At 40.6% G+C, this 23,749-nt stretch carries 21 protein-coding genes; 13 read left to right on the forward strand and 8 right to left on the reverse strand.

All coding sequences use genetic code 11. The features are described from left to right. Positions 1–231: 231 nt before the first annotated feature. From clpX to FZF08_RS23690, 4 genes are all read left to right on the forward strand, one after another. On the forward strand, positions 232–1,476 hold the full coding sequence (gene clpX, locus FZF08_RS23675) for an ATP-dependent Clp protease ATP-binding subunit ClpX (protein ID WP_159474433.1): 1,245 nt from the start codon (positions 232–234) through the stop codon (positions 1,474–1,476). A 115-nt stretch (positions 1,477–1,591) separates the two neighbouring features. Beyond that, positions 1,592–2,362, forward strand: coding sequence for an SDR family NAD(P)-dependent oxidoreductase (locus FZF08_RS23680; RefSeq protein ID WP_159474436.1), 771 nt, complete (start codon positions 1,592–1,594; stop codon positions 2,360–2,362). A 143-nt stretch (positions 2,363–2,505) separates the two neighbouring features. Beyond that, complete coding sequence (locus tag FZF08_RS23685) at positions 2,506–3,468, forward strand: 1-phosphofructokinase family hexose kinase (RefSeq protein ID WP_159474439.1); 963 nt, start codon at positions 2,506–2,508, stop codon at positions 3,466–3,468. Between the two features lie 236 nt (positions 3,469–3,704). After that, entirely contained in the window at positions 3,705–4,766 is a 1,062-nt protein-coding gene (locus tag FZF08_RS23690; protein WP_159474442.1) for a 6-bladed beta-propeller, read from the forward strand. Here FZF08_RS23690 and FZF08_RS23695 read toward each other — a convergent pair. Further along, positions 4,763–5,506 (reverse strand): hypothetical protein, encoded by a 744-nt coding sequence (locus FZF08_RS23695; RefSeq protein WP_159474445.1) that lies wholly within the window; start codon positions 5,504–5,506, stop codon positions 4,763–4,765. The two genes, FZF08_RS23690 and FZF08_RS23695, sit on opposite strands and share 4 nt — an antisense overlap. A gap of 303 nt (positions 5,507–5,809) precedes the next feature. On the opposite strand from FZF08_RS23695, the gene FZF08_RS23700 reads away from it, so the two are divergent. Then, entirely contained in the window at positions 5,810–8,131 is a 2,322-nt protein-coding gene (locus FZF08_RS23700) for a TonB-dependent receptor (RefSeq protein ID WP_159474449.1), read from the forward strand. Positions 8,132–8,169: 38 nt separating this feature from the next. Further along, the gene (locus FZF08_RS23705; protein WP_159474452.1) at positions 8,170–8,718 is read left to right on the forward strand and encodes a hypothetical protein; all 549 of its coding nucleotides are present in this window, start codon (positions 8,170–8,172) and stop codon (positions 8,716–8,718) included. Between the two features lie 53 nt (positions 8,719–8,771). On the opposite strand, the gene FZF08_RS23710 is transcribed toward FZF08_RS23705, so the two are convergent. Beyond that, positions 8,772–9,188, reverse strand: coding sequence for a Fur family transcriptional regulator (locus tag FZF08_RS23710; RefSeq protein WP_159474455.1), 417 nt, complete (start codon positions 9,186–9,188; stop codon positions 8,772–8,774). Positions 9,189–9,391: 203 nt separating this feature from the next. Between FZF08_RS23710 and FZF08_RS23715 the strand changes: the two genes are divergently transcribed. Next, positions 9,392–9,781, forward strand: a complete 390-nt coding sequence (locus FZF08_RS23715; RefSeq protein ID WP_159474458.1) for a MerC domain-containing protein — start codon at positions 9,392–9,394, stop codon at positions 9,779–9,781. Between the two features lies 1 nt (position 9,782). Here the strand turns inward: FZF08_RS23715 and FZF08_RS23720 are convergent, their stop codons facing one another. Beyond that, positions 9,783–10,976, reverse strand: a complete 1,194-nt coding sequence (locus FZF08_RS23720; RefSeq protein ID WP_229216666.1) for a serine hydrolase — start codon at positions 10,974–10,976, stop codon at positions 9,783–9,785. Between the two features lie 189 nt (positions 10,977–11,165). On the opposite strand from FZF08_RS23720, the gene FZF08_RS23725 reads away from it, so the two are divergent. The 3 genes from FZF08_RS23725 to FZF08_RS23735 all read left to right on the forward strand — a co-directional run bounded on the left by FZF08_RS23725 (position 11,166) and on the right by FZF08_RS23735 (position 14,852). Further along, on the forward strand, positions 11,166–12,884 hold the full coding sequence (locus FZF08_RS23725; protein ID WP_159474464.1) for an IlvD/Edd family dehydratase: 1,719 nt from the start codon (positions 11,166–11,168) through the stop codon (positions 12,882–12,884). 250 nt (positions 12,885–13,134) lie between these two features. Then, the gene (locus FZF08_RS23730) at positions 13,135–13,701 is read left to right on the forward strand and encodes a transposase (protein WP_159474467.1); all 567 of its coding nucleotides are present in this window, start codon (positions 13,135–13,137) and stop codon (positions 13,699–13,701) included. A gap of 362 nt (positions 13,702–14,063) precedes the next feature. After that, the gene (locus FZF08_RS23735; RefSeq protein ID WP_159474470.1) at positions 14,064–14,852 is read left to right on the forward strand and encodes an SDR family NAD(P)-dependent oxidoreductase; all 789 of its coding nucleotides are present in this window, start codon (positions 14,064–14,066) and stop codon (positions 14,850–14,852) included. Between the two features lie 10 nt (positions 14,853–14,862). On the opposite strand, the gene FZF08_RS23740 is transcribed toward FZF08_RS23735, so the two are convergent. The 4 genes from FZF08_RS23740 to FZF08_RS23755 all read right to left on the reverse strand — a co-directional run bounded on the left by FZF08_RS23740 (position 14,863) and on the right by FZF08_RS23755 (position 19,366). After that, complete coding sequence (locus FZF08_RS23740; protein WP_159474473.1) at positions 14,863–15,579, reverse strand: hypothetical protein; 717 nt, start codon at positions 15,577–15,579, stop codon at positions 14,863–14,865. Between the two features lie 73 nt (positions 15,580–15,652). Then, a complete protein-coding gene (gene gldD / locus FZF08_RS23745; RefSeq protein ID WP_159474476.1) occupies positions 15,653–16,246 on the reverse strand; it encodes a gliding motility lipoprotein GldD in 594 nt (197 codons plus the stop codon). 170 nt (positions 16,247–16,416) lie between these two features. Beyond that, positions 16,417–18,255, reverse strand: a complete 1,839-nt coding sequence (glmS, locus tag FZF08_RS23750; RefSeq protein ID WP_159474479.1) for a glutamine--fructose-6-phosphate transaminase (isomerizing) — start codon at positions 18,253–18,255, stop codon at positions 16,417–16,419. Positions 18,256–18,559: 304 nt separating this feature from the next. Further along, complete coding sequence (locus tag FZF08_RS23755; RefSeq protein ID WP_137339094.1) at positions 18,560–19,366, reverse strand: glycogen/starch synthase; 807 nt, start codon at positions 19,364–19,366, stop codon at positions 18,560–18,562. 225 nt (positions 19,367–19,591) lie between these two features. Between FZF08_RS23755 and panC the strand changes: the two genes are divergently transcribed. Then, entirely contained in the window at positions 19,592–20,434 is an 843-nt protein-coding gene (panC, locus tag FZF08_RS23760) for a pantoate--beta-alanine ligase (RefSeq protein WP_159474482.1), read from the forward strand. A 65-nt stretch (positions 20,435–20,499) separates the two neighbouring features. Here panC and FZF08_RS23765 read toward each other — a convergent pair whose 3' ends face one another. Continuing rightward, positions 20,500–21,972, reverse strand: coding sequence for a Gfo/Idh/MocA family protein (locus FZF08_RS23765; RefSeq protein ID WP_159474485.1), 1,473 nt, complete (start codon positions 21,970–21,972; stop codon positions 20,500–20,502). Between the two features lie 327 nt (positions 21,973–22,299). On the opposite strand from FZF08_RS23765, the gene panD reads away from it, so the two are divergent. Then, the gene (gene panD, locus FZF08_RS23770; RefSeq protein WP_159474488.1) at positions 22,300–22,650 is read left to right on the forward strand and encodes an aspartate 1-decarboxylase; all 351 of its coding nucleotides are present in this window, start codon (positions 22,300–22,302) and stop codon (positions 22,648–22,650) included. Positions 22,651–22,699: 49 nt separating this feature from the next. Continuing rightward, on the forward strand, positions 22,700–23,734 hold the full coding sequence (locus FZF08_RS23775; protein WP_159474491.1) for a lysylphosphatidylglycerol synthase transmembrane domain-containing protein: 1,035 nt from the start codon (positions 22,700–22,702) through the stop codon (positions 23,732–23,734). Positions 23,735–23,749 lie beyond the last annotated feature (15 nt).

Here is a 23,749-nt window from a genome sequence, read left to right on the forward strand (position 1 = left end):
TTAATGTAAAGTCATTCACTGCGAATTTTTCTGCTTTGTAATTGTGGCACGATTTGTTTTTAGTAGTATTATTAATCCGTTATTGTTGAAAGCATTAAACAGTAATTCAGTCTTTTGAACAATGCGTCTGATCCTTTTGTTATAAACCCATATTCTATCCTAGTGATTCTCACATTACCAAATGCTGGTATGTGCTTAATATAGTAATTCAATAATTGTATACATTCACAGATGGCACAAGTAAGTTGTTCGTTTTGCGGACGCAAAAAAAATGAAGTAGAACTTTTGCTCTCAGGTATTGATGCCCACATTTGCAATCACTGCATTGCACAGGGATATCAGGTTATTACCGAAGAGCTAAATTCCAAAGACGATAAAAAAGACAAGAAAACGAAATTACCAAAGTTGAAATCGATCCCTCCAACGGAGATCAAACGTTTTCTTGAACAATATGTGATAGGTCAGGATGATGCCAAGCGTTCATTAGCTGTGGCAGTTTACAACCATTACAAACGCCTGAACCAGGTAGTTACTGACGATGATGTAGTGATTGAAAAATCGAATATCATCATGGTAGGTGAAACCGGAACTGGTAAAACCTATCTTGCAAAATCGATTGCGCGGATTCTTCAGGTACCTTTTTGTATCGCAGATGCAACCGTTGTAACGGAAGCAGGTTATGTGGGAGAAGATGTTGAAACCATTTTGACTCGTTTGCTACAAGCAGCAGATTATAATGTTGAAGCAGCAGAACGTGGTATCGTTTATATTGATGAAATGGATAAAATTGCCCGTAAGTCGGACAATCCATCCATTACACGTGATGTAAGTGGCGAAGGTGTTCAGCAGGCGCTTTTAAAATTACTGGAGGGTTCTTCTGTTAACGTTCCGCCGCAAGGAGGCCGTAAACATCCTGACCAGAAAATGATTACGATCAATACTGAAAATATCCTTTTCATTTGCGGAGGAGCATTTGATGGTATTGAACGTCACATTGCGAAACGGATCAATACCCGTCCAATCGGATTTTCGGGAGATAACCGTATCATTGAAATCTTTGATAAAGGAAATTTAATGCGTTACGTAACCGCTCAGGATTTGAAATCTTTCGGATTAATTCCTGAATTGATCGGCCGTCTTCCTGTACTTACACATTTGGAACCGCTTGATCGTGATACGCTTCGTCGTATCCTGACTGAGCCTAAAAATGCATTGGTAAAACAATACAGCAAGCTTTTCGCTATGGAAGGAATTAAACTTCACTTTACCGAAGATGTACTTGATTTCATTGTGGATCAGGCAATGCTTTGTAAATTGGGTGCTCGTGGACTTCGTGCCATTTGTGAGTCAATCATGACGGATGCCATGTTTGATTTACCATCTCAAAAAGACGTGAAGGAATTCACGATGACGTTGGACTACGCTCAGGAAAAATTTAGCAAATCATCTATGTCTTTGCTTCGTTCAGTAGCATAAGTTTACGATTTATAGTTAAAATAAGGCACCTTGTTGTTTCTGTTTTCAGAACGACAAGGTGCTTTTATTTTAAATTCTATGGTAATAGTTCTATTTTGCATAAAAATTAGAACGTATGGAAAACTGGCTGACAAATAAATCAATCGTAATTATCGGAGGTACAACGGGTTTGGGATTTTCTGCGGCCAAAGCTTTTGTAAAACATGGCGCAAATGTGGTAGTGGTGGGGAGAAATCCGGAAAACTGCCTTGTGGCCGAGTTACAATTAGGAAGCCAGGCCCGCGCCAAACAAGGTGACGCCACGCAGCCCAATACTTCTTTGGAAGCAATACAATTGTGTATTCGTGAATTTGGAAGTTTTGACGGACTTTATCATGTTGCCGGTGGAAGTGGAAAAAAATATGGTGACGGCCCGTTGCATCAACTAACATTAAGTGCCTGGAACAGTACGCTTGATCTTAATCTGACTTCGCTTATGTTATCGAATCAGGCTGCCGTTCAGACATTTCTTGGGATGGGAAAAGGTGGTGCTATTTTAAACATGAGTTCCGCCCTTGACTTCACCCCTTTTCCCGGGCATTTTTCGGCGCATGCTTACGCTACTGCAAAATCTGCTGTTATCGGTTTTTCAAGATCGATTGCGGCTACTTACGCGCCAAATAATATCCGGATCAATGTCATTGCGCCTTCCATTATTGAAAATCCAGAGAACAAAGATTTACAAATTGAAGAATTCATCAGTGCCAAACAAACACTGAACGGAGGGCGTTTTGGCTTACCGGCAGATCTGGATGGAGCCGCTGTTTATTTTATGTCTGAATTTTCAAAATTTACAACAGGCCAAACGTTAACCGTTGATGGCGGCTGGAATCTTACCGAAGGGTAGTAACTAAAATTGTCTTTGTGACAATTTGAAAACAAAATGGCAGAAACGACGGTTACTTTTCTATTTATATTATCGTAATTTGGTTTATATAAATGCATAACTAACAACGGGTTTCTATTTAATATAAATTTACTACAAAAAATATGGCTACCGGACCGATTGTAACACTAACCATTAACCCGGCTCTGGATAAAAGTGCAAATGTAGATCGCATTTTCCCGGATTATAAGCTGCGTTGTGACACGCCTAATTTCGAAGCTGGCGGAGGTGGAATTAACGTAGCAAAAGCAATTCACAGGCTGGGTGGAAATCCTGTCGCGGTCTTTACGATTGGCGGTCCAACAGGACAGCGGCTGCACAAACTAGTAAAAAGTGAAGGCGTGGAGACGCTGGTCATTGAAACAAAACAATGGACACGTGAAAATTTCCATGTTTTAGAAACCAGTACAGGTTTCCAGTACCGTTTTGGCGTTCCGGGCTCTGAACTGATGCCGACAGAGGTCAGATCGATCTTGGAAACTATTGAAGAATTCGATCCGAAACCTTCTTATATTATTGCCAGCGGAAGTTTACCACCCGGCGCCCCCGACGATTTTTACGGGCAAATAGCAAAAATTGCACACAAGCAAGGAGCCAGATTTATTGCGGATGCATCTGGTGATGCACTTAAATCCGCAACAGAGGCGGGTGTTTATTTGTTAAAACCGAATATTACTGAACTTAGTCAACTAGTCGGAGTAGATAAACTGGAAATGGACGATGTTGATGATGCGGCGCGCGCACTTATTATACGTAATCAATGCGAAGTCGTTGTAGTTTCTATGGGGGCTATGGGGGCTATGCTCGTCACCGCGGATCAGGTAGAACATATTCCCGCACCGCCGGTGAAGAAAAAAAGCGCTGTTGGCGCCGGTGATAGTATGGTTGCCGGAATTGTTTGGACACTTTCGCAAGGGAAATCGTTGCGCGAAGCTGTACGCATGGGCGTCGCCTGCGGATCCGCCGCAACAATGAGCGCAGGAAGCGAATTATTTAGAATGCAGGACGTGAATAAATTGATGGACTGGTTGAATCGTTATGGAAAACGCTACTCAGGCAACTCATAATTAGTTTTTTGTTAACGATTCTGTAACATCAACAAATCCTGAAAGGATGGCATTATTATAGAAGTGGCTGAATTATCGCTAATCTAAACCCTGAAAGGGTGACCTAATAATTTATTCTAAATTCATTCTATCTAACATAGAATCCAGGACCTTGCAACCAAAAATTTGCAAGGTCTTTTTTGTGGAAAATAGATAGAAAATAAACTTCCCTGTCTTTTCTTGGAAAAACTCTTTTCATGAACGAGAACCATTCCCGCCGCCAATTCGCCAAAGTTGCAGCTGTAACCGCAGCAGCCCTTACTTTCAAACCATTTTATATTCTTCATGCTAAACCAAAAGCAGATGGAGAAATTATAGGTCACGGAACGCATCGCTACCGTGTACATCAGGGTTGGGGAAATCTGGATGCTTCCAAATTTCCCATAAACAACTGCCACGAAATGGTAGAGGATAGCAAAGGGCGTTTAATTATGGTGGGTGACGAGGTAAAAAATAATATTTTAATTTACGACCGTTCCGGTAAATTATTGGATAGTTGGGGACACGATTTTCCTGGCGGACATGGACTTACGCTATGGAACGCCAACGGAGAAGAATTTCTGTTCGTCTGCGATCCGAATATTGGAAAAGTTTTTAAAACAGATCTGAAAGGAAAAATCCTGATGACGATCGAGCATCCTTCAAAAGTCGGAGCGTATAAAGAAGCAGATGCTTTCAAACCTACCGAAACTGCGATTGGACCTGACGGTACAATTTACATTGCCGATGGATATGGCTCGCAATGGATTTTAAGATATACACCAAAAGGCGAATTTATTGATAAATTCGGCGGTCCGGGTGATGGGGACAGCCAGTTTTCCACAGCGCATGGAATTGCGATTGACAGCCGGGATAAAGCAAATCCCACGCTGCTGATAACCTCACGTGCACATAATGCCTTCAAAAGATTTACGTTAGATGGAAAATATCTATCAACTATTTTTTTGCCGGGTGCATTTGTTTGTCGTCCTGTTTTTGATGGCGACACATTATATTCCGGTGTTTGCTGGTCAAGGCTGCGTTATTTAAACCAAACACCAGACTCGGGTTTTGTAACAATTCTGGACAAAAACAATAAGGTAATTTCCAATCCAGGCGGTACTAAACCTGAATATTTAAATGGAAAATTACAGATGATGGTGCAGGACAAACCAATTTTTATGCATTGCCATGACGTTTGTATTGATCAGGACAAAAACATTTATGTTTGCCAGTGGAATGCAAAAAAAACCTATCCGGTGAAGTTGGAACGGGTTTAAATCTCCTGACTTTGTTTTCGTATCAATCTTATAGCAAGTCCATTGACCGACATGGTAACAATGGCCAAAATTCCGTATGCCAATCCAACCTGCATAATCGGTACCAGCCACCATACGCCGATCAGAAAAATCACAAAACCATAACTGGCAGAAAGTAATCCGAAAAGTATTCTGGCTGTTGCCTGCGACCCTTGCTGTATATGCGTAAAAACGGCCAGCGTAGAAGTCATGATAGGAAATGGTGTTAAAATTCCGCTCCATGTAGGACCCAGTTTATCGGCAAGCTGCGTTAACAAAACGACAAATACAGTAGCGACAAACATTCGTAACGGAATGTCGTAAAAGGGGTACTTTTTATATTCAGGTTTATCTTTTGGTTTTGGAAAAATGTACAAAACTCCTGTCAAAACAATCACATTTAATGCAACCGCAAAAGGAAGTGATGGCGTCCGTCCCAGGGATGCCAAGGCAACTACAAAAAAAGACAAATAACTAAGTAAAAGTGCGGGAAGCCAATGCATTCTCGGTGCCGCAATTGAATAAATCAACGCAAAAAAAGTTGTCCCGATAGATCCCATCAAAGCAGATGGAACCGTTGAGGCTGCAAAATCAGAGCCATTTTCCATCGCTATAAAAAACGAGATTGGACCCGCAATCCAGGGAAACCCTCCTAGCCAACCCCCAAAACCTTCTCCCCATTTACGAACAGAAAGCGTTACACCGGCTATCAGCGGTGGCATCAGCAATATTTTAATCAGTAGAAGATTGGGCACATTATCAGGATTTACGGTAAACTGAACAGCCTATTGCCAAACGTTCAGCAATCAAATTTACAAGCTTAAAACAAAAAGCTGAGAAGAAAATTCAAATTTATATTGCAACATAGTTGCATAAATTATACTTTTGCAACGTTGTAGCAAAAAGGATAATTATCAAAATTGTCATTTCACTCCTGATCTTGAACATAACCCGGAGAATATAGGATTAAGAAGATTTTCATGATGAAAATTGATTCTTTATTAAAGTCTCCCCGCTAATATCCAATGAAAAAATATTTTTACATATGTCTGATAATTCTGGTTTCATCCCTTAGCCATGGCCAGAATTCTTCGTGTACATGCTTTATAAAAGGAGTCATTCGCGATCTGCATAGCGGACAGCCCATCGCGGGGGCCACAATTTTATTAACTGGAACAACCAATGGAGTTTTTACCGATGAAAAAGGAAAATATGAAATCAGGAATTTATGTCCCGGTATCTATCAGCTTGAAGCCAGGATTGTTGGATACAGCACTTATAAACAAACCATAGACCTTATTATTAGCCATGAAGAAAATTTCACACTTCTCGAACAGGAAGTTCATTTAAAAGATGTAGAAATCACCGCCCAACGAACCGACGCTCCCGCCTCACAACCTTTAACGACACTATCGGGTAACGATCTTGAACAAACGCGTGGACAAACGCTTGGTGAAAGCCTGAAAGGTATTTCCGGTGTAACGTCCATGCAAACGGGATCTTCTATTTCTAAACCTGTAATTCACGGTTTACATAGCAACCGGGTATTGATCATGAATAACGGCGTCAGGCAGGAAGGCCAGCAGTGGGGTTCGGAGCATGCCCCGGAAATTGACCCTTTTGTTGCAACACGCCTTTCCGTGATTAAGGGAGCTGCGGGAGTGCGGTATGGTTCTGATGCGATTGGCGGCGTAATTCTGGTTGAGCCGGAAGAATTACCGTTCAATAAAACATTGAGCGGAGAAGTAAATCTAGTTGGATTTACAAATGGACGCCAGGGTGTCTCCTCCTCTACTCTGCAAGGTGGGATCAAAGGATTACCCGGTTTTGGCTGGCGTGCACAAGGGACTATCAAACAAGGGGGAAATATTCGTACGCCGAATTATTTTCTTGATAATACCGGAATCAGTGAAAAAAACTTTTCGCTCGGTGCCGGATATCGCAACAAAGGTTTTGGTATTGACCTTTTTTATAGTCGGTTTGATACAAAAATCGGAATTTTTTCAGGCTCACATATTGGCAGTATTACCGATTTACTCAACGTTATTAATAATGGCGAACCCTTTGTCAAATCTGGTTTCAGTTATACCATTGGAAGACCCAACCAGAACGTAACGCATGATTTATTAAAAGCGGAAACACATTATAATTTCCAGAATGGAAACCGTTTGCAGTGGACTATTGCGCAACAGGTAAATCATCGGAATGAGTACGATTTACATATTCCAAGAAACGATTCCATAGCTGCCCTCAATCATCCGGAATTAACTTTTAAACTTAATACTTTAACAAACGATGTGACCTGGGACCACAAACCGATCGCCGGGAAAATCGCAGGGCAAATTGGTGTGAGTACATTATACCAATACAATCTGATGACGGGCAGACCTTTAATCCCAAACTTCAATCAATTCAATATAGGGGTTTTCTGGATCGAAAGGTATGTTAAAAATGATTGGGAATTTGAAGCCGGTCTTCGCTATGATTATCGCACTTTAAGTACGCACCGGATTGTAAGTCGTCAGAAAATTTCCAATCATTTTGATTTTCACAATGGATCCGGAACAATCGGAGCGACCCGAAATTTTACCGGAAATTTGTCTGCGCGACTAAATGCAGGTACAGCGTGGCGAGCGCCGAATGTAAGTGAATTATTTAGTGATGGTGTACATCACGGCGCAGCAGCTTTTGAAAAGGGAGATTCTACTTTGCATCCTGAAAAAGCCTTTAATTCCATAGCCAGCATTAAATATGCAAGTGAAAAACTGACCATTGAAATTGGTGGTTATTTCAACTATATCAAAGATTTCATATATCTCAAACCTCAGCCTCAACCGATTTTAACGGTCAGAGGCGCTTTCCCCTATTTTAAATATACACAAACAGATGCATCTTTTAAGGGAATTGATATTTCGGCTGCTTGGCAGTTTGTCAAAAATTTTTCTGCAACCAGCAAGCTAAGTTATTTGAAAGCATACGATACCCGGAATGATAACTATCTGGTGATGATTCCTGCAAACCGGTGGGATAATCAGTTGAAATATGAAATTCCCTTATTGGCCAACCTGCATAATGTTTTCTTTTCAGTTGGAAATCTCTGGGTTGCCCGCCAGAAACGTGTTCCGCCGAAAAGTGATTTTATGCCTCCCCCAGCCGCTTATTCGCTGTGGAATATTCAGGCGGGCGGTACAATTCATTTGTCAGCAAAACAACAGCTTGAAATCGGAGTATCTATTCAAAACTTGTTCAATACCGTTTACCGGGATTATATGAATCGCTTCCGGTATTACTCGGATGACATCGGCCGTAATGCTTCGCTGCGTTTGAAATGGAAATTCGGAGCCTGAAAATCTTATTTTTTTATTATTAACTAAACACAAATAACATGAATCGTAAATTAACCTGGATGTTACTTTTTGGAATAGCAGCATTATTCACGCAGTGCAAAGACTCGGGAGATGAGGTTGAAGCCGATGATGAAAACGAATTGATCACGTCTGTCACGCTGACTTTTACTGAGGTGGGTACCGGAGCTGTTACCACATTCGCCTACAAAGATCCGGATGGAGATGGTGGAAATGCGCCAACAAAATTTGATACAATTTCACTAAAAGCCAACACAAGTTATACGCTGACACCAGCATTCCTGGACGAAAGCAAAACGCCAATTGATGATATTACGGCGGAAATTAAAGAAAAAGCATACGAACATTTATTGGTTTATACGCCAAATCCAACAACGTTGCTGACTTACGCTTATGGTGATCAAGACACGAATGGATACCCGATCGGTTTGACCGGAACTGCAAAAGCAGGAGCCGCGGGTACAGGAACGTTGAAAGTACAGCTTCGTCATCAGCCAAATGCCAAAAATGGTACGATCACGCCGGGCAGCGATGATGTCAACCTTGATTTTAATCTAAAAGTTAAATAGATGGAAGTAATGAAGAAGGAAGACTGGTGTTTTACCGGTCTCCCTTTTCATATTTATTCAGCAACACATTCAGGACAAGTTCCCTGAATCAGTAAGTTAAAACTTGCAGGCTGATATCCCTGTGGCAAAGCAATGTTTGGGATATGTGAATTTTCAAGACAATTCGTTTTCCCACATGCATTGCATTTAAAATGGATATGGTCATGCTGATGTTTTTCTTCCGAACATTGCTGTGAACAAAGTGCATAACGCAGTCCTTCATCATCCAGAACTTTATGAATAATTCCTTTTTCCAAAAAGGTTTTTAAAGTACGATAAATCGTTACGCGGTCGTAGCTCTCCCCCAACGCCCCTTCCAGATCACCGTGTGAAAGCGCATTTTTCTTATTTATAAAAGCTGAAAGAACATCCTCACGACACGTTGTTGTACGCAAATGATGACCTTTTAGTGTTTCTCTTAACTGATCCATTATGTGCCAATTTAAATTCTTTGCAGGTACTGGTTACATCAAAAACCGTTCCTGCCAAAGTTAAGTTCGAAGTTCAAGAAAAACGTCGTAAAGACAAATTCTTTTCCTTTTCTTCTCCAAATAACGAACAAAATATTTTGCAACAGTGTTGCATTTAATAGAGTGAAGTTTTACTTTTGTACCCTTATCTTTCAAAATCAGTGATGACGCATTCACACAACAAGGCAGATTATTTAGGAATTTTAGGATCCGTTTTATGTATTATACATTGCATAGCCATGCCTGCTCTTGCCATGGGAACTGCATTTACGCACAACCATCACACGCATATCGGGTTTATTTCGCTTGATTATTTTTTTATATTAATCAATGGAGCAGCTGTTTATTTTGCAACAAAAGATCACAAATCGATTGCGTTGAACATCCTGCTTTGGGGAGCGTTATTGATTTTTGCAGTTTCACTTATTTTTGATGGGAAACATTATCTATTTCACTGGTTGGGATATATCGGATCTGCCTTGCTGATTATTGGCCATTTTTTCAATCTTTACATCTGCCAGATTGCGCCAAGAATTAAGCTAAAAATATCCTGATTTATTTGTCGTACCGAACTTCAAAACGGCCAAGATCGGGACGGTTTGCACGATGTCTTTCCAATTCGTAATCAAAAACAGCCTTTCCTATATCACGCATAAACGGCAAACCTATCTCATCATAATCGTATTTATTGTCGTTGAAAATCTGATCTTCGTTACAATAAATAACGGCCGTCAGCATAAATTCAATTCCTTTTTCAAAGTCTGCGATATAGGCGTTGTCCAGCAAATAGCCATAAGCATCACCACATTTATTGAACAAACGGATATGCCTCGGAAGCCGGGTTTTTGTTCCTCCAAATAATAAAAACTTCACATAACCGTCATAGTAATCGTCGGTATAATTCGCGGGAAATTCCGTTTCCACCGGGAATTGTGACATGTATTGATATACAAAACGGTAATCTTCGTTAGTCAGATTAAAACGTTCTTTGGCCGGAACACTTTCCGGAAAGAAAAGTGCTTTTAAAAGTTTATGCTGATCTTCGAGCGCAAAAAAGTTCTTTTCAGTAAAGTCAAACGGCTCATTAACCAGCGTTCCATTTTTCATATACCCCTTCCCTCTTTTAATCGGTTCAGGAGAAATAAATTTTTGATCCGAATATTTTCCCGGCTGCTCGTAAACCAGCTTTCCATCTTTTTCAAAACGGATTGGATTGGTGTAGCGATTATTTTCAGTGCCGATCGGAGATTCCAGTCTGTGAGATATTCTTACATCCTTATACCCTTTGGCGTGCATGGAATCGTTAAAATCCTTTTGTCCAATAAATTCGTAAAGTCTGTTGAAAGCATCATTGTCGCTCGCCAATAATATCTTTTTTGCATAATGTGCTACCGAAGGTAATTTATCCTCAGCTGTGGTATCAGCTTTCACCGCCGTTTCCTCCTGACGATCTGCGCCCGTAAACATTGGTGTGTACTTGTCAATTCCCAGTTTATTTACCTTTTCCAATGCAAGTAGTACCGCCGGAAGTTTGACCGTACTGGCCGGATAGAAATATTTCGAATTGTTAACATGATAACCATAGGTTGTAAACTTTGGCTCATTTTTATTATTCCGGTCAATTTTGGTATATAAAATCTGGACTTCGTATTTATCAGGATTATCCAAAACATTCGCCAGATGCGCTGAATGTTTTTTAAGCAGTTTTTCCAGAAACTGTCCGTTATTAATCTGAGCGCTAGATGGCATGGCTATCATGCTAATGAAAAAGCAGGTTAATAGTTTCAAAAAAGACAAACGGATAATATCGGAATAAATCATAGTGTATCAGCAGGCACGTGGTTAACGAAGATACTATATTTTACTTTTTAAAGGACTAACGGAATTATATTTAACGACTTCCTGCCTTTACTAATCGAATATAAACAATGGCGACTCATGGGAGAAAATAAATTACGCAGCCGAGGCTGGTTTGGAAAAGAAGGAAAAGACGGATTTATATACAGAGCATGGATGAAAAATCAGGGTTATCCGGCTGACGAATTTGAAGGACGACCTGTAATTGGTATCTGTAATACGTTTTCCGAATTGACACCCTGCAACGGACATTTTCGAGAACTGGCCGAATCTGTAAAAAGAGGTGTCTGGGAAGCAGGTGGATTTCCGCTTGAATTTCCGGTAATGTCTTTGGGCGAAACATTGATAAAACCTACCGCCATGTTGTACAGAAATCTGGCGAGTATGGATGTGGAAGAATCCATTCGTGCTAATCCGATTGATGGTGTCGTATTGCTTTGTGGTTGTGATAAAACAACTCCTTCCTTGGTTATGGGTGCAGCCAGTGTAGATATTCCAACCATTGTCGTTTCTGGCGGACCGATGTTAACAGGTCGATATCGTGGAAAAACAATTGGTACCAGCGACGTGTGGCGTTTCAGTGAAATGTACCGAAAAGGAGAAATTTCCCAGGAAGAACTGACAACTGCGGAAGCCTGTATGTGCCGCAGCCAGGGACATTGCGCCGTAATGGGAACGGCTTCAACCATGGCTTGTATGGTAGAATCCTTAGGTTTGACTTTGCCAGAGAATGCTGCAATTCCTGCAGCAGATTCCAGACGAAAAGTAATCGCACATTTATCTGGGCGCAGGATTGTGCAAATGGTAAAAGATGATTTACGTCTTTCTCAAATATTAACAAAAGACGCTTTTGAAAACGCCATTATGCTGAATGCAGCAATTGGCGGTTCTACCAATTTCGTAATTCACTTGCTGGCGATTGCGGGCCGTATTGGGGTTGATCTTGCCTTGGATGATTTTAATGCGCTTTGCGAAAAAATCCCGTTACTACTAAATCTGCAACCGTCTGGCGGATATTTCATGGAAGATTTCTATTACGCGGGTGGATTGCCAGTTGTAATAAAAGAAATGCTTTCACTTTTACATCAGGATGCGATTACAGCAAACGGAAAAACGGTTGCAGAAAACTGCGCTTCCGCCGAATGTTTTGACAATGAAGTAATCGGAACTTTGGATGAACCAGTGAAAGATCTTACCGGGCTGGCGGTAGTTCGTGGAAATTTGAGTATCAACGGAGCAGTTATAAAACCATCGGCCTCATTGAAACCAGAACTTATGCAGCATCGTGGAAAAGCAATTGTTTTCGAAGATATTGATGATTATAAAGCACGACTGGATGATCCAAACCTGGATGTGGACGAAAACAGTATTCTCGTCCTGAAAAATGTTGGCCCAAAAGGTTACCCAGGAATGCCGGAAGTTGGTAATATGTCTTTGCCAAAAAAATTATTGGAAAAAGGTGTTATCGATATGGTTCGTATTTCCGACGGCCGTATGAGCGGAACCGGTTTTGGAACCGTTGTTTTGCACATTTCCCCGGAAGCAGCCGTCGGCGGTGTATTGGCTTTGGTGCAGGATGGCGATTATATTGAGCTGGATGTAGAAAATAGAAAGTTAAACCTGGAAGTATCTGACGAAGAGCTCGAAAGACGGCGCGCTTTATGGAAACCTTTGGAATTGGGTTATAACCGCGGATATGTAAATCTTCATATCAATCACGTGATGCAGGCACATGTTGGCGCGGATCTTGACTTTTTGAGAGGTGGATCCGGGGATAAGGTTACGAGGGATTCGCATTGATGTTTTGTCATTAAGACCTTTGACTAGGAATAACTTTAATCGCATTTTAAAATTTTCAATACCCGTCTGGGCGACCCCGTCCAACGGTAGTAAAAACCGTCGGACGGGTGGCAAGTAGCAAAGATTTTGGAGTGAGCGACCCGTCGGACGGCTTTTTCCGCCGTCCGACGGGTAATAAAACGCCTGAGTGATTAACCGACCCAAAATCACATGATAAACTAAAAAACATTTCACCACACACTAACACTTCATGGAATTCAAACCAAACACACTCTACCATGTGTACAATAGAGGCAACAACCAGCAAAAGATATTTTTCAATTATGGTAATTACCTCTATTTCATTAAGAAAATAGAAAAATATCTTTTGCCTCATTGCGACTTACTAGCTTATTGTCTCATGCCAAATCACTTTCATTTTTTGATTGAAACAAAAGAAAAATCTGAGGAGCAGAAAATTAGTAAAGCATTTCAAATCATATTAAGCTCATATTCCCAAGCTATTAATAAACAAGAAAACAGAACTGGTTCGTTATTTCAGCAACATACAAAGGCGAAGTTGTTAGAAACAGTAAATGCTTTATATGCTGAAATATGTTTTCATTATATTCATCAAAATCCGGTGAAGGCGGGTTTGGTGAAAGTAATTGAAAGGTGGGAATTTAGTTCTGTGAGGGAATATGCTTTGTTGAGAAATGAGAAGTTATGTAATCATGAGAAGGCTCATTTGCTATTGAATATTCCACAGGATGGAAATGAGTTTTTGAAACTTTCTGGACAGGTGCTTTCGGAGGAAATGATTGATAGGATATTTTGATGATGTTGATATTATTTGAGCTATGAAATAGTTTTTACTACTCAATAGCGAGATTTTTGAACGAGCCACCGGTCGGACGGCTTTTTCCGCCGTCCGACCGGTAATAAAAGTTGGAGTGCTTACCTAATTATTCAACTCTGTAATAGAGTAAAATTGGTATTCGAATTTAAAGGAGTCTTTACTACCCGTCTGGGCGACCCCGTCCGACGGTAAAAAAAACCGTAGGACGGGTGGCACGTAGCAAAGATTTTGGAATGAGCGACCCGTCGGACGGCTTTTTCCGCCGTCCGACGGGTAATAAAAAGCCTGAGTGATTAACCGACTAATCACCCGACTAGAAATAAACCTAACCTACTAAAATAATGAGTAACGAGATATTTAATAATCAGGTCGCCATAGTAACCGGTGCAGGACAAGGCATCGGGTTTGAGATTGCGAAACAATTGGCATTAAAAGGAGCCGGTGTGATTTTAAACGATTTTGATGCAGATTTAGCCACGCAGGCTGCTAACACAATCCGTGGATTGGGTGGAGAATGTATCGCTTTTGCGGGCGACGCTTCACAATCCGATATAATTGATGGCATGGTCGCAGAAGCTGTTAGCTGTTTTGGAAAATTAACCATAGCCGTAGCAAATGCAGGTATAACTCTATTTGGCGATTTTTTTGATTATCCAAAAGAAAATCTTCAAAAGGTTCTGGAAGTCAATTTGATGGGCTCTTTTTTGTTAACCCAGGCTGCGGCCAGGCAAATGAGATTGCAAAAAACAGGTGGGCGGGTTTTGTTAATGTCATCCGTTGTAGGGCACCAATCGCATAAATTTTTGGGTGCGTATGCCATGACAAAAGCGGGACTGGAAATGCTTGCAAAAAATCTGGTGCTGGAATTATCTCCTTATGGAATTACGATCAATGCCGTCGCGCCGGGAGCAACTTTGACTGAAAGAACATTGGCAACTGATCCTACTTACCCAAAAATGTGGTCTGGAATTACGCCTATGGGACGGCCAGCAATCTGTGAAGACATTGCCAACGCAGCATTATTCCTTCTTTCTCCAACATCAGGACATATCACAGGACAAAGCCTGATTGTCGATGGAGGCTGGACTTCGGTTAGTCCGTTACCGGATTTAAGTAATCTGGATACTTAAAGAAAAAGCATTAATCCTCTAACCCTTCTGCAAACAACTGAGCTTCCAAATCGTCAATATTTCCTTCCTGTGAAATAAAAAGCTCTCTTGGTTTTGTAGAAGCCGCTGGTTTTACCGTCATAAATGTGCGGTATTGTTCGTCCGTAATTATTCTCAATTGCATGGCTCTTTTCAAAACCATTGGAAAAGGCACCTTGAAAAAATTAGCAATATCAGAAGCCAGGAAACTTGGAATTTTTAAAATATCATCTCGGAAAAAACTCTCCACGTCTTTGTATGGCAACAAAGCATCAAAGATCAATTGCTCAGAGCGATTTGCCAAAGAAGCCGAACTGGCATAGGAACTGTGTAAACCAAGCGATACAGTCAATAAATGAATATGGTAATTCCGTTCGTTAATTTCGGAAGCTGCATTTACAAACACCCATCCTTTTTGATGATACATGCAGGCAAAACCTTTGAATGTTGTATCGATATTATGAAGTTGAGCAATTTTAATTCCTTCCGGATAAGGCAACTTATGACCGATCTGATGTACGATATCCTGCGCGTACGAAACATCTGCAACTTCTCCGGCAGGTTCAATAACCCAGTCCCCTTTTACTAATCCATCAAAAAGCTGATTCGCAAATTTCTGGCTTTCCACTTGTCCTAAATGCAGAATAATTCTATTTCCACGAACTGAGAAATCAAGAGGGAGCTGATTTTTGATTTGCTTTCTGGCCATTTTTATGAAGAAGTGTTAATATTTATTTCAAAGATACATTCTTCCTGTATTCGCTACAAGATTAAAGATGACTTTATCTCCACCGCAATGTGTTCAAAAGATGGATCATATCCTTCTGAATAAAATTAACAACAGGTGCAAGCGAATCATTTTTTGTAGCCGTTGAAAAGTAAATAGCGCCCCGTAAGAAATGCTTTGTACTATCCGTCGTATAGAATTGGTAAGGACTTGGCACATCTCCTTCAATCTTGAAAATCATCACGGTCAGATCGTTAGTGGTAACCAATTTTTGTGCCTGAATAGACGATGCGCGCACCTGATGTTTACCCGTTAATTTGAAAGAATCATTGATATAATCCTGCAAACGTTTCGGATCGTTGTTGATGTCTTTATATGTCAGCTGGATATTGGCCTTAAACTGCGGATAATAAACAAAAATCCAATCCTTTTGCGCCGTTGCAAAAGTATCAGGTACAATCCTGGCCGATTTGGAATATTCAAAAGTATAAGGATGTTTTTCTGTCAGTTTTTGATAAGCCTGCGTCGGAAGATCAATTCGATTAAAACCCTTGGGTCTAGGAACATAAGCCTGCTGATCATCTCCACAAGAAAAAAGAAATGATGAAAATAAAACAAGAAGTGTAAAATGAGGGAAACGGTTTTGCATTGATTTTTTTGATTTCTTCCGGCAGAAATTTAGCACGCAAAGCTAACGAAAAGAGCTAAACAATATTTTGGTTTACTGATTTAACGTATTATTCAAAACAAAAAAAAGAAACTGCCACAATTAGACAATTCCTTTTTTCATATTTATAATAAACTAAAAATCAGTTAATACTATTCCACCGTCACTGATTTGGCGAGATTTCTTGGCTGATCAACATTTCTTCCACGCATCACCGCAATGTAATAAGAAAGTAATTGTAAAGGAATGACCGAAACCAGAGGAGTCAGTATTTCATGAACTTCCGGCACTTCAATCACAAAATCCACCATACCCGGAATCAACGTATCGCCTTCTGTGACAATTGCTATGACACGACCTTTACGCGCTTTTACTTCCTGAATATTGGATACGATTTTTTCATAAGATCCATCTTTGGTTGCCAGAAAAACAACTGGCATATCTTCATCAATTAAAGCGATCGGGCCATGTTTCATTTCCGCAGCCGGATATCCTTCTGCGTGGATATAGGAGATTTCCTTTAATTTAAGTGCCCCTTCCAAAGCGACCGGAAAGTTCAATCCACGTCCCAGATAAATAAAATTCCTGACATAGGTAAAAATGAAAGCGATCTCCTTGATTTTGGCAGCATTTTCGAACACTTTTTCAACCTTGGCTGGAATTCCTTCAAGCTCCGTTAAAAGCTGCTGATATGTTTCTTCCGAAATAGTACCTTTCCGTTTTGCAACCGCGATGGCGATTAATGTCAAAACGGTTACCTGGGCCGTAAATGCTTTTGTACTCGCTACTCCGATTTCCGGTCCGGCGTGTGTATAAGCTCCTGCATGTGTTGCGCGTGCAATGGATGATCCAACGACATTACAAACGCCAAAAATTGTGGCACCTTTTGATTTCGCCAATTCAATGGCAGCCAGTGTATCCGCCGTTTCGCCGGATTGAGAAATGGCAATTACAATATCGTTTTTCTTGATAACCGGATTTCTATAACGGAATTCAGAAGCATATTCGACTTCCACATTAATCCTGGCCAGCTCTTCAAAAAGATATTCTGCAACTAATCCAGCATGCCAGGAAGTTCCACAGCCTACAATCACAATTCTGTCAGCAGCTGCTAATTCATCAATATAATCTCCCAGTCCGCCTAGTTGTAAATGTGCATCGGAAGCTCTCAGTCTTCCGCGCATACTATCTGCAATGGAGCGTGGCTGTTCAAAAATTTCCTTGATCATGAAATGGTCGTAACCACCTTTTTCAATCGTTTCCAGTTCCATTTCCAGCTTCTGGATGTACGGAACTTTCTGGGTATTATCAAGATTCTGGATGCTCAGCTTGCCATCACGAATGATCGCAACTTCATAATCGTCCAGATAAACTACATTTTTTGTGTATTCAATAATCGGTGTAGCATCCGAGGCAAAGAAAAATTCATCTTCTCCAATGCCAATAACCAAAGGACTTCCTTTTCTGGCAGCGATCAGCTGATCCGGAAAATCCACTGACATGATAACAATGGCATAAGCGCCTACGACTTCTAAAAGCGCAAGCCTGACAGCCTCCTCCAGTGAAGTACCCGTTTCCTTCTGGACATCTTCAATAAAATGAATCAGTACTTCTGTGTCGGTTGCACTATGAAAAACGTGTCCTTTTGCCACAAGATTTTGCTTGATCGAAGCGTAGTTTTCAATAATACCATTGTGAATAATGGCAAGTTTGTGATCATTAGAAAAGTGAGGATGTGCATTGACATCATTAGGCTCACCATGCGTGGCCCAGCGTGTGTGCCCGATGCCTATTGTTGAATTTGACTGTTTACCGTTAAGCTGACTTTCGAGATCAGAAACCTTACCCTTTTTCTTATAAATATTCAATTCAGCATCTTCCATTAACGCAACTCCCGAACTATCATAACCTCGATATTCCAGACGTTTCAGGCCTTTGATAATTAATGGATAGGCTTCTCTGCTTCCTACATAAGCAACAATTCCGCACATATTTTCTTAAAATTTATTTGGGATGTATGTATAGTATTGAGTGCAAATAAAGAATAAGCAGAATTAGATAACAAACTAAATCCTAAAAATTATCCAATTTTGGTGGAGTGCTCGAACACACACTATACTATTCACAATGAAGGATTTATATCTTAAAAAATATTAAAAATTCCTTATATAAACATTCCATGACGATCTGGAAATTTCCCTGTATGTTATAATTTTTAAATCACACTTAAAAAAGAAGAACAAAAAAAATGGCGGCCAGAATCTGGTCGCCATCTATCAATTCGTTTTTCTATTTCTAGCTCATCAAATCTGTGTACAGATTGTAGTAAGATTCAGAGAATTTTTCGTCTTCCTCGTCCAGTTCAACACGTTTCGGTGCGTCATTGAAGATCTGGTTAAGGCTGTCGCTGCAATGTTCTTCTGCTTTTACAACGGCATCAGCATACGCACATCCAATTTTTACAAAGCCTTCAAAATCCGCTGAATGAAGATGCGAAAGCGCCTCGTCACTAACATCAATTGCCTTTGCTTTGCTCATCAGATCAGCATCAAATTTATAGTCAAAAGCGTTGTTGTGTACTGTAAATACACTTTTTGTATCTTTAAACATTGGATCATTACGATACGTTGTTTTAAGGTACATTGGAATAAGAGCAGTCATCCAGTCGTTGCAATGTACAACATCCGGTGCCCATCCAAGTTTTTTTACCGTTTCAAGAACACCTTTGCAAAAGAAAATGGCACGCTCATCATTATCATCGTAAAAGTTATTTTCTTTATCAAAGAAAACAGATTTACGGTGAAAATAGTCATCGTTATCTATAAAATAAACTTGTAATTTGGCGTTTGGAATGGAAGCTACCTTGATAATAAGCGGTTTTTCTTCATCGCCAACCGTAATATTAATTCCTGACAATCGAACTACTTCGTGAAGCCTGTTTTTACGCTCATTGATTAGACCAAATCGAGGTACCAAAATCCTGATTTCTGCGCCACGTTCCTGCATTGCTTGCGGTAATCTTCTTACATAATCCGCAACATCTGTGGTTTGGAGAAAAGGATTGATTTCACTGGCTACATACAAAATTCGTAGTTTGTCCATTAGATATTTAGCAGTTTGTGAAAAAAAGTTTTGCAAAATTACATAAAAAAAACGGGGATTTCAATAGAAATTAAAAACTAATTGTAATATTGCGCAGAGTTTGGCCGTATTAGTGCCAAATATTTTAGAAACCCCCACGAAAAAGCCGGAATTTATCTTTTCACCAACTGACATGTAATCCCGTTTGTAACGGATCCGGCGTCTTCTAATCTATTAAATACCTTCATGGAAGTTTTTACTTCAATACATAGCCTTAAAAATTTCCTTTCCGTTCAACGTCTCCAAAATAAAAGTATTGGACTCATCCCAACAATGGGCGCGCTGCACGAAGGACATATCTCATTAATTGAAACTGCGGGCACAGAGAATGACATTACGGTCTGCAGCATTTTTGTAAATCCAACGCAGTTTAACAACCCGGAAGATCTGGCAAAATATCCAAGGACACTGGAAGAAGATTGTAAAATGCTGGAAGAGGCAGGTTGCTCTGCGGTTTTCGCGCCTACTGTAAACGAAATGTATCCGGAACCGACAATGATAACGATGAATTTCGGATTGCTTGAAACGGTCATGGAGGGCGCTTCACGGCCTGGTCATTTTAATGGTGTGGGAATTGTAGTTTCCAAACTGTTCAATATTGTTCAGCCGCAGAGAGCTTATTTTGGTCAAAAAGATTTACAGCAGGTTACCGTTGTTAAACGACTGGTGGAAGACCTTTCTTTCAATCTTGAATTAATTGTTTGTCCGACGGTAAGAGAAAATGACGGCCTGGCCATGTCATCACGAAACAGAAGACTGAATGAGACAGAGCGGGCACATGCACCGATCATCTATAAAATACTGCTGGATGCTCAAGAAAAGCTTTTGTCAGGAAATGACATAGAAGAAACAAAAGAAGCCGTTCAACGTGAATTTTTGGTACTTGCCGGCTTCGAGCTTGATTATTTTGAAGTTGTCAATATTAAAACTTTACAACCAATTCATACCATTGGTGCTGCCGGAACAACGGCACTTTGCATCGCTACTTTTTTAGGCCCGGTCCGGCTGATTGATAATATAGTTTTCTAATTCCGGTTTGATATAAACAGAAAAAGCCTCTTTCGAGGCTTTTTCTGTTTATATCAAAATTTATCTTATTCCAATTTCCAGTCTCCGCGGTATGTGCGTTTCACAAACTGATTCGCTTCGTCAAAGTTGGTAATTTTCATATTCGTCCCATCCCACAACAATTTCTTACGTCCCGGGAAATCGAAACCTTTTCCATCAGCTTTCGCCTGGCGAAGTGTATAACTACGAATACCCAGATTACCCATAATTACCGTTTCAGTAAGTGGTCCGGCGTAGTCAAAAGATGAAGTCAACGCTTTATGCTCTTTACTCTGATAACCCGCTTTACAAGCATCAGACCAGGAAACATGGTGACCAAATTCTGGCATTGGCGTGTATTTGTTGCCAAAATCACCTTCTTTGTATTCCAGTTTGGTGCCGTTTTTCAAATAAACTTTCGGCGCTTTTCCGTACGTTCCGCAAGTCATCACACCTTTTTCACCGATAAGCAAAACACCATTGCTGCTGTCCGGCTCTCCTAGTGGATCGTTTGCAGGAATCAAATCCGGATGGAAAGGACGCAAACCGCCGTCGTGCCATGTCAGTGTAACTTCTGACTTATTCACTTTATTGGCTGGGAATTTCAACTGAACTCTTGCCGATGGCGGACAGCCCTCAGGAATATATTCAGCATCCCAATCCTTGATAAATACTTGTCCAACACTACATTCAAGCTCCGTTGGGTAACCAAGTCCTAATGTTCTGAAAGCGGGGTCAATTAGGTGACATCCCATATCTCCCAAAGCACCTGTTCCGAAGTTCCACCATCCACGCCATTTGAATGGATGCCATGCCGGGTTATAGTCAACCCATGGTGCAGAACCAACCCAAAGATCCCAATCCAGCCCTTCCGGAGTTGGCATTTTTGCAGTCGGAACAGGAATTCCCTGTGGCCATACCGGACGGTTTGTCCAAACGTGCGCTTCATGCACATTACCAATCAAACCTTTATTGAACCACTCCTTCATCTGGGTTTGAGCCGGATTGGAAGCACCCTGGTTTCCCATTTGGGTCACCACTTTATATTTTCTCGCAGCTTCTGTAAGCATACGCGCTTCATAAATATCATGCGTCAAAGGCTTTTGCACATACACATGTTTCCCTCTTTGCATGGCCGCCATCGCGATGATCGCGTGCATATGATCGGTAGTCGAAACGGTTACTGCGTCTATATCCTTACCCATTTCATCGAACATGCGTCTGAAATCCTTATATTTCTTGGCATCCGGATGAAGTTCAAAATTCTTTTTTGCCTGGTTCCAGTCAACATCACAAAGTGCTACCAGATTTTCCGCACCTTTATTCCATGCATTGTTGGTATCCGAAAATCCTTTACCGCCAACACCAATACCGGCAATATTCAATTTATCACTCGGAGCGATAAATCCTTTGCCCAGCACGTTCCTTGGAACGATAAAAAAACTTCCCACTGCCGCCGCGGTAGTTTTCTGAAGAAAGTCACGACGTGTCACGCCGCTTGGTTTATTCTCTGTACTCATCGGGTTTTGGTCTTAAATAAGATTAATAATAGTCAAAAGCGTAGTTAAACTAATTCTTACTGAATGAAAATTATCAGCGCTTAAATATAGCAACGTTCGGTTATATAGTACCATTTTTTCCTATTATTTCAACATTACTATTTCTTAAGACCTTAGGATACCATAAATATTCCGGTTGTAAAATGTCCGGTGGTATGCTGTATTTGAATACTATTCAAAATTGGAACTACCCACAAAACGGTTATGTTTTGAAGGCTGTGTATAATTCCTTTAACTTTGCGGAATTTCAACGCATTCATAATAAAAATTCACTCATCTAGCTGAGTAATGCAACTAACCATCATGAAGTCCAAGATTCACCGTGTCAAGGTGACTCAGGCAGAATTAAATTACGTAGGAAGTATCACCATTGATGAAGATCTGATGGATGCTGCCGGATTACTTGAAAATGAACAGGTTCACATTGTTAACAATAATAATGGAGAACGTTTTGTAACGTATGTTATTAAGGGAGAACGCAATTCCGGTATGATCTGCCTCAACGGCGCAGCAGCCAGGAGGGTTCAGATTGGTGATATCATCATCATTATATCCTATGCAAGCATGACGCCGGAAGAAGCAAAATCTTTCAAACCTATGGTTGTTTTTCCTGACCATAACAATCAGCTTGTTGCCTAGGCGTTTCCGCTGACGACTGTCTTATTACTCACAATCGAAATTTCTTAAAATGAAAAGCGCACTTCGCTATATTATCTCGCTGGGACTGGCGGGTGGTTTGATCTGGTTTGTTTTTAAGGATATCGACCTTGACGATATGCTTAAAAGATTCGCTCAGGCCGATTGGCGTTGGATCGCGCTTTCCTGCATACTCCTGATCTTCGCACACATTACCCGTGCCTGGCGTTGGGGAATGCTGATGGAACCTTTGGGTTATAAACCGAAACTTTTGAACAGTACGGTTTCTGTATTAACTGGCTATTTTGCCAATTATATTGTTCCAAGGATGGGAGAAGTAACCCGTTGTGGAACACTTTACAGACTTGAAAAAATTCCTGTTAACCTCAGTTTTGGAACGGTGGTAGCGGAGAGGATTTTTGATGTTATAATCCTATTAGGACTTATCGGATTAAATTTCATTCTGGAATTTGATCGTCTGAGCAGCTTTTTTACTGATATATTTCAAAGTAAAATTCAAGGCAGCGGACAACCTGCGGCTGGTCCAAATCTTTTTCTGATCATTGGCGGTCTTATTTTCTTAGCGGGAATTATTGCAGTAATCGTTATTCTTCGCAGCAGTTCTCTTCGTGAAAAGTTAATGCAGAATACCATTATTCAAAAAGTTGTCGCATTCCTTCAAGGTATGCTAGAAGGTTTGTTAAGTGTTAGAAAATTAAAAAATCCTGGTTTGTTTTTCCTGAGTACCGCCATGATCTGGGTTTTTTATTATCTGGTTTCCTATGTTCTTTTCTTTTGTATTCCTGAAACTTCGAACCTTGGTATGCTGGCAGGATTAACCTTGCTTGTCGTTGGCGCCATTGGTATGACAGCACCCACGCAGGGAGGAATCGGAGCTTATCATTTATTGGTAGGAAGTGTAATGGTTTTGTACGGTTTGACACAAAAAGATGGTATCACTTTGGCAACTTTTATTCATGGTACGCAAATGTTATTTATGCTGGTAGTAGGCGCTTTTGCATTTTTGTTCGTACTCATTCAGAATAAAACAACCGAAGAGCCGGTTGCAGCAGTTACAAATAGTTAAACATCTTTTCCTACA

Origin of the sequence: Dyadobacter sp. 3J3 (genome assembly GCF_009801115.1) — a bacterium.
GTDB lineage: Bacteria > Bacteroidota > Bacteroidia > Cytophagales > Spirosomataceae > Dyadobacter.

What these genes read in the sequence shown, in the direction of transcription:
- clpX (WP_159474433.1), top strand. Translation starts at nt 232, where the DNA reads ATGGCACAAGTAAGTTGTTCGTTTTGCGGACGCAAAAAAAATGAAGTA.
- FZF08_RS23680 (WP_159474436.1), top strand. Translation starts at nt 1,592, where the DNA reads ATGGAAAACTGGCTGACAAATAAATCAATCGTAATTATCGGAGGTACA.
- FZF08_RS23685 (WP_159474439.1), top strand. Translation starts at nt 2,506, where the DNA reads ATGGCTACCGGACCGATTGTAACACTAACCATTAACCCGGCTCTGGAT.
- FZF08_RS23690 (WP_159474442.1), top strand. Translation starts at nt 3,705, where the DNA reads ATGAACGAGAACCATTCCCGCCGCCAATTCGCCAAAGTTGCAGCTGTA.
- FZF08_RS23695 (WP_159474445.1), bottom strand. Translation starts at nt 5,506, where the DNA reads ATGCCACCGCTGATAGCCGGTGTAACGCTTTCTGTTCGTAAATGGGGA.
- FZF08_RS23700 (WP_159474449.1), top strand. Translation starts at nt 5,810, where the DNA reads ATGAAAAAATATTTTTACATATGTCTGATAATTCTGGTTTCATCCCTT.
- FZF08_RS23705 (WP_159474452.1), top strand. Translation starts at nt 8,170, where the DNA reads ATGAATCGTAAATTAACCTGGATGTTACTTTTTGGAATAGCAGCATTA.
- FZF08_RS23710 (WP_159474455.1), bottom strand. Translation starts at nt 9,188, where the DNA reads ATGGATCAGTTAAGAGAAACACTAAAAGGTCATCATTTGCGTACAACA.
- FZF08_RS23715 (WP_159474458.1), top strand. Translation starts at nt 9,392, where the DNA reads ATGACGCATTCACACAACAAGGCAGATTATTTAGGAATTTTAGGATCC.
- FZF08_RS23720 (WP_229216666.1), bottom strand. Translation starts at nt 10,976, where the DNA reads ATGCCATCTAGCGCTCAGATTAATAACGGACAGTTTCTGGAAAAACTG.
- FZF08_RS23725 (WP_159474464.1), top strand. Translation starts at nt 11,166, where the DNA reads ATGGGAGAAAATAAATTACGCAGCCGAGGCTGGTTTGGAAAAGAAGGA.
- FZF08_RS23730 (WP_159474467.1), top strand. Translation starts at nt 13,135, where the DNA reads ATGGAATTCAAACCAAACACACTCTACCATGTGTACAATAGAGGCAAC.
- FZF08_RS23735 (WP_159474470.1), top strand. Translation starts at nt 14,064, where the DNA reads ATGAGTAACGAGATATTTAATAATCAGGTCGCCATAGTAACCGGTGCA.
- FZF08_RS23740 (WP_159474473.1), bottom strand. Translation starts at nt 15,579, where the DNA reads ATGGCCAGAAAGCAAATCAAAAATCAGCTCCCTCTTGATTTCTCAGTT.
- gldD (WP_159474476.1), bottom strand. Translation starts at nt 16,246, where the DNA reads ATGCAAAACCGTTTCCCTCATTTTACACTTCTTGTTTTATTTTCATCA.
- glmS (WP_159474479.1), bottom strand. Translation starts at nt 18,255, where the DNA reads ATGTGCGGAATTGTTGCTTATGTAGGAAGCAGAGAAGCCTATCCATTA.
- FZF08_RS23755 (WP_137339094.1), bottom strand. Translation starts at nt 19,366, where the DNA reads ATGGACAAACTACGAATTTTGTATGTAGCCAGTGAAATCAATCCTTTT.
- panC (WP_159474482.1), top strand. Translation starts at nt 19,592, where the DNA reads ATGGAAGTTTTTACTTCAATACATAGCCTTAAAAATTTCCTTTCCGTT.
- FZF08_RS23765 (WP_159474485.1), bottom strand. Translation starts at nt 21,972, where the DNA reads ATGAGTACAGAGAATAAACCAAGCGGCGTGACACGTCGTGACTTTCTT.
- panD (WP_159474488.1), top strand. Translation starts at nt 22,300, where the DNA reads ATGCAACTAACCATCATGAAGTCCAAGATTCACCGTGTCAAGGTGACT.
- FZF08_RS23775 (WP_159474491.1), top strand. Translation starts at nt 22,700, where the DNA reads ATGAAAAGCGCACTTCGCTATATTATCTCGCTGGGACTGGCGGGTGGT.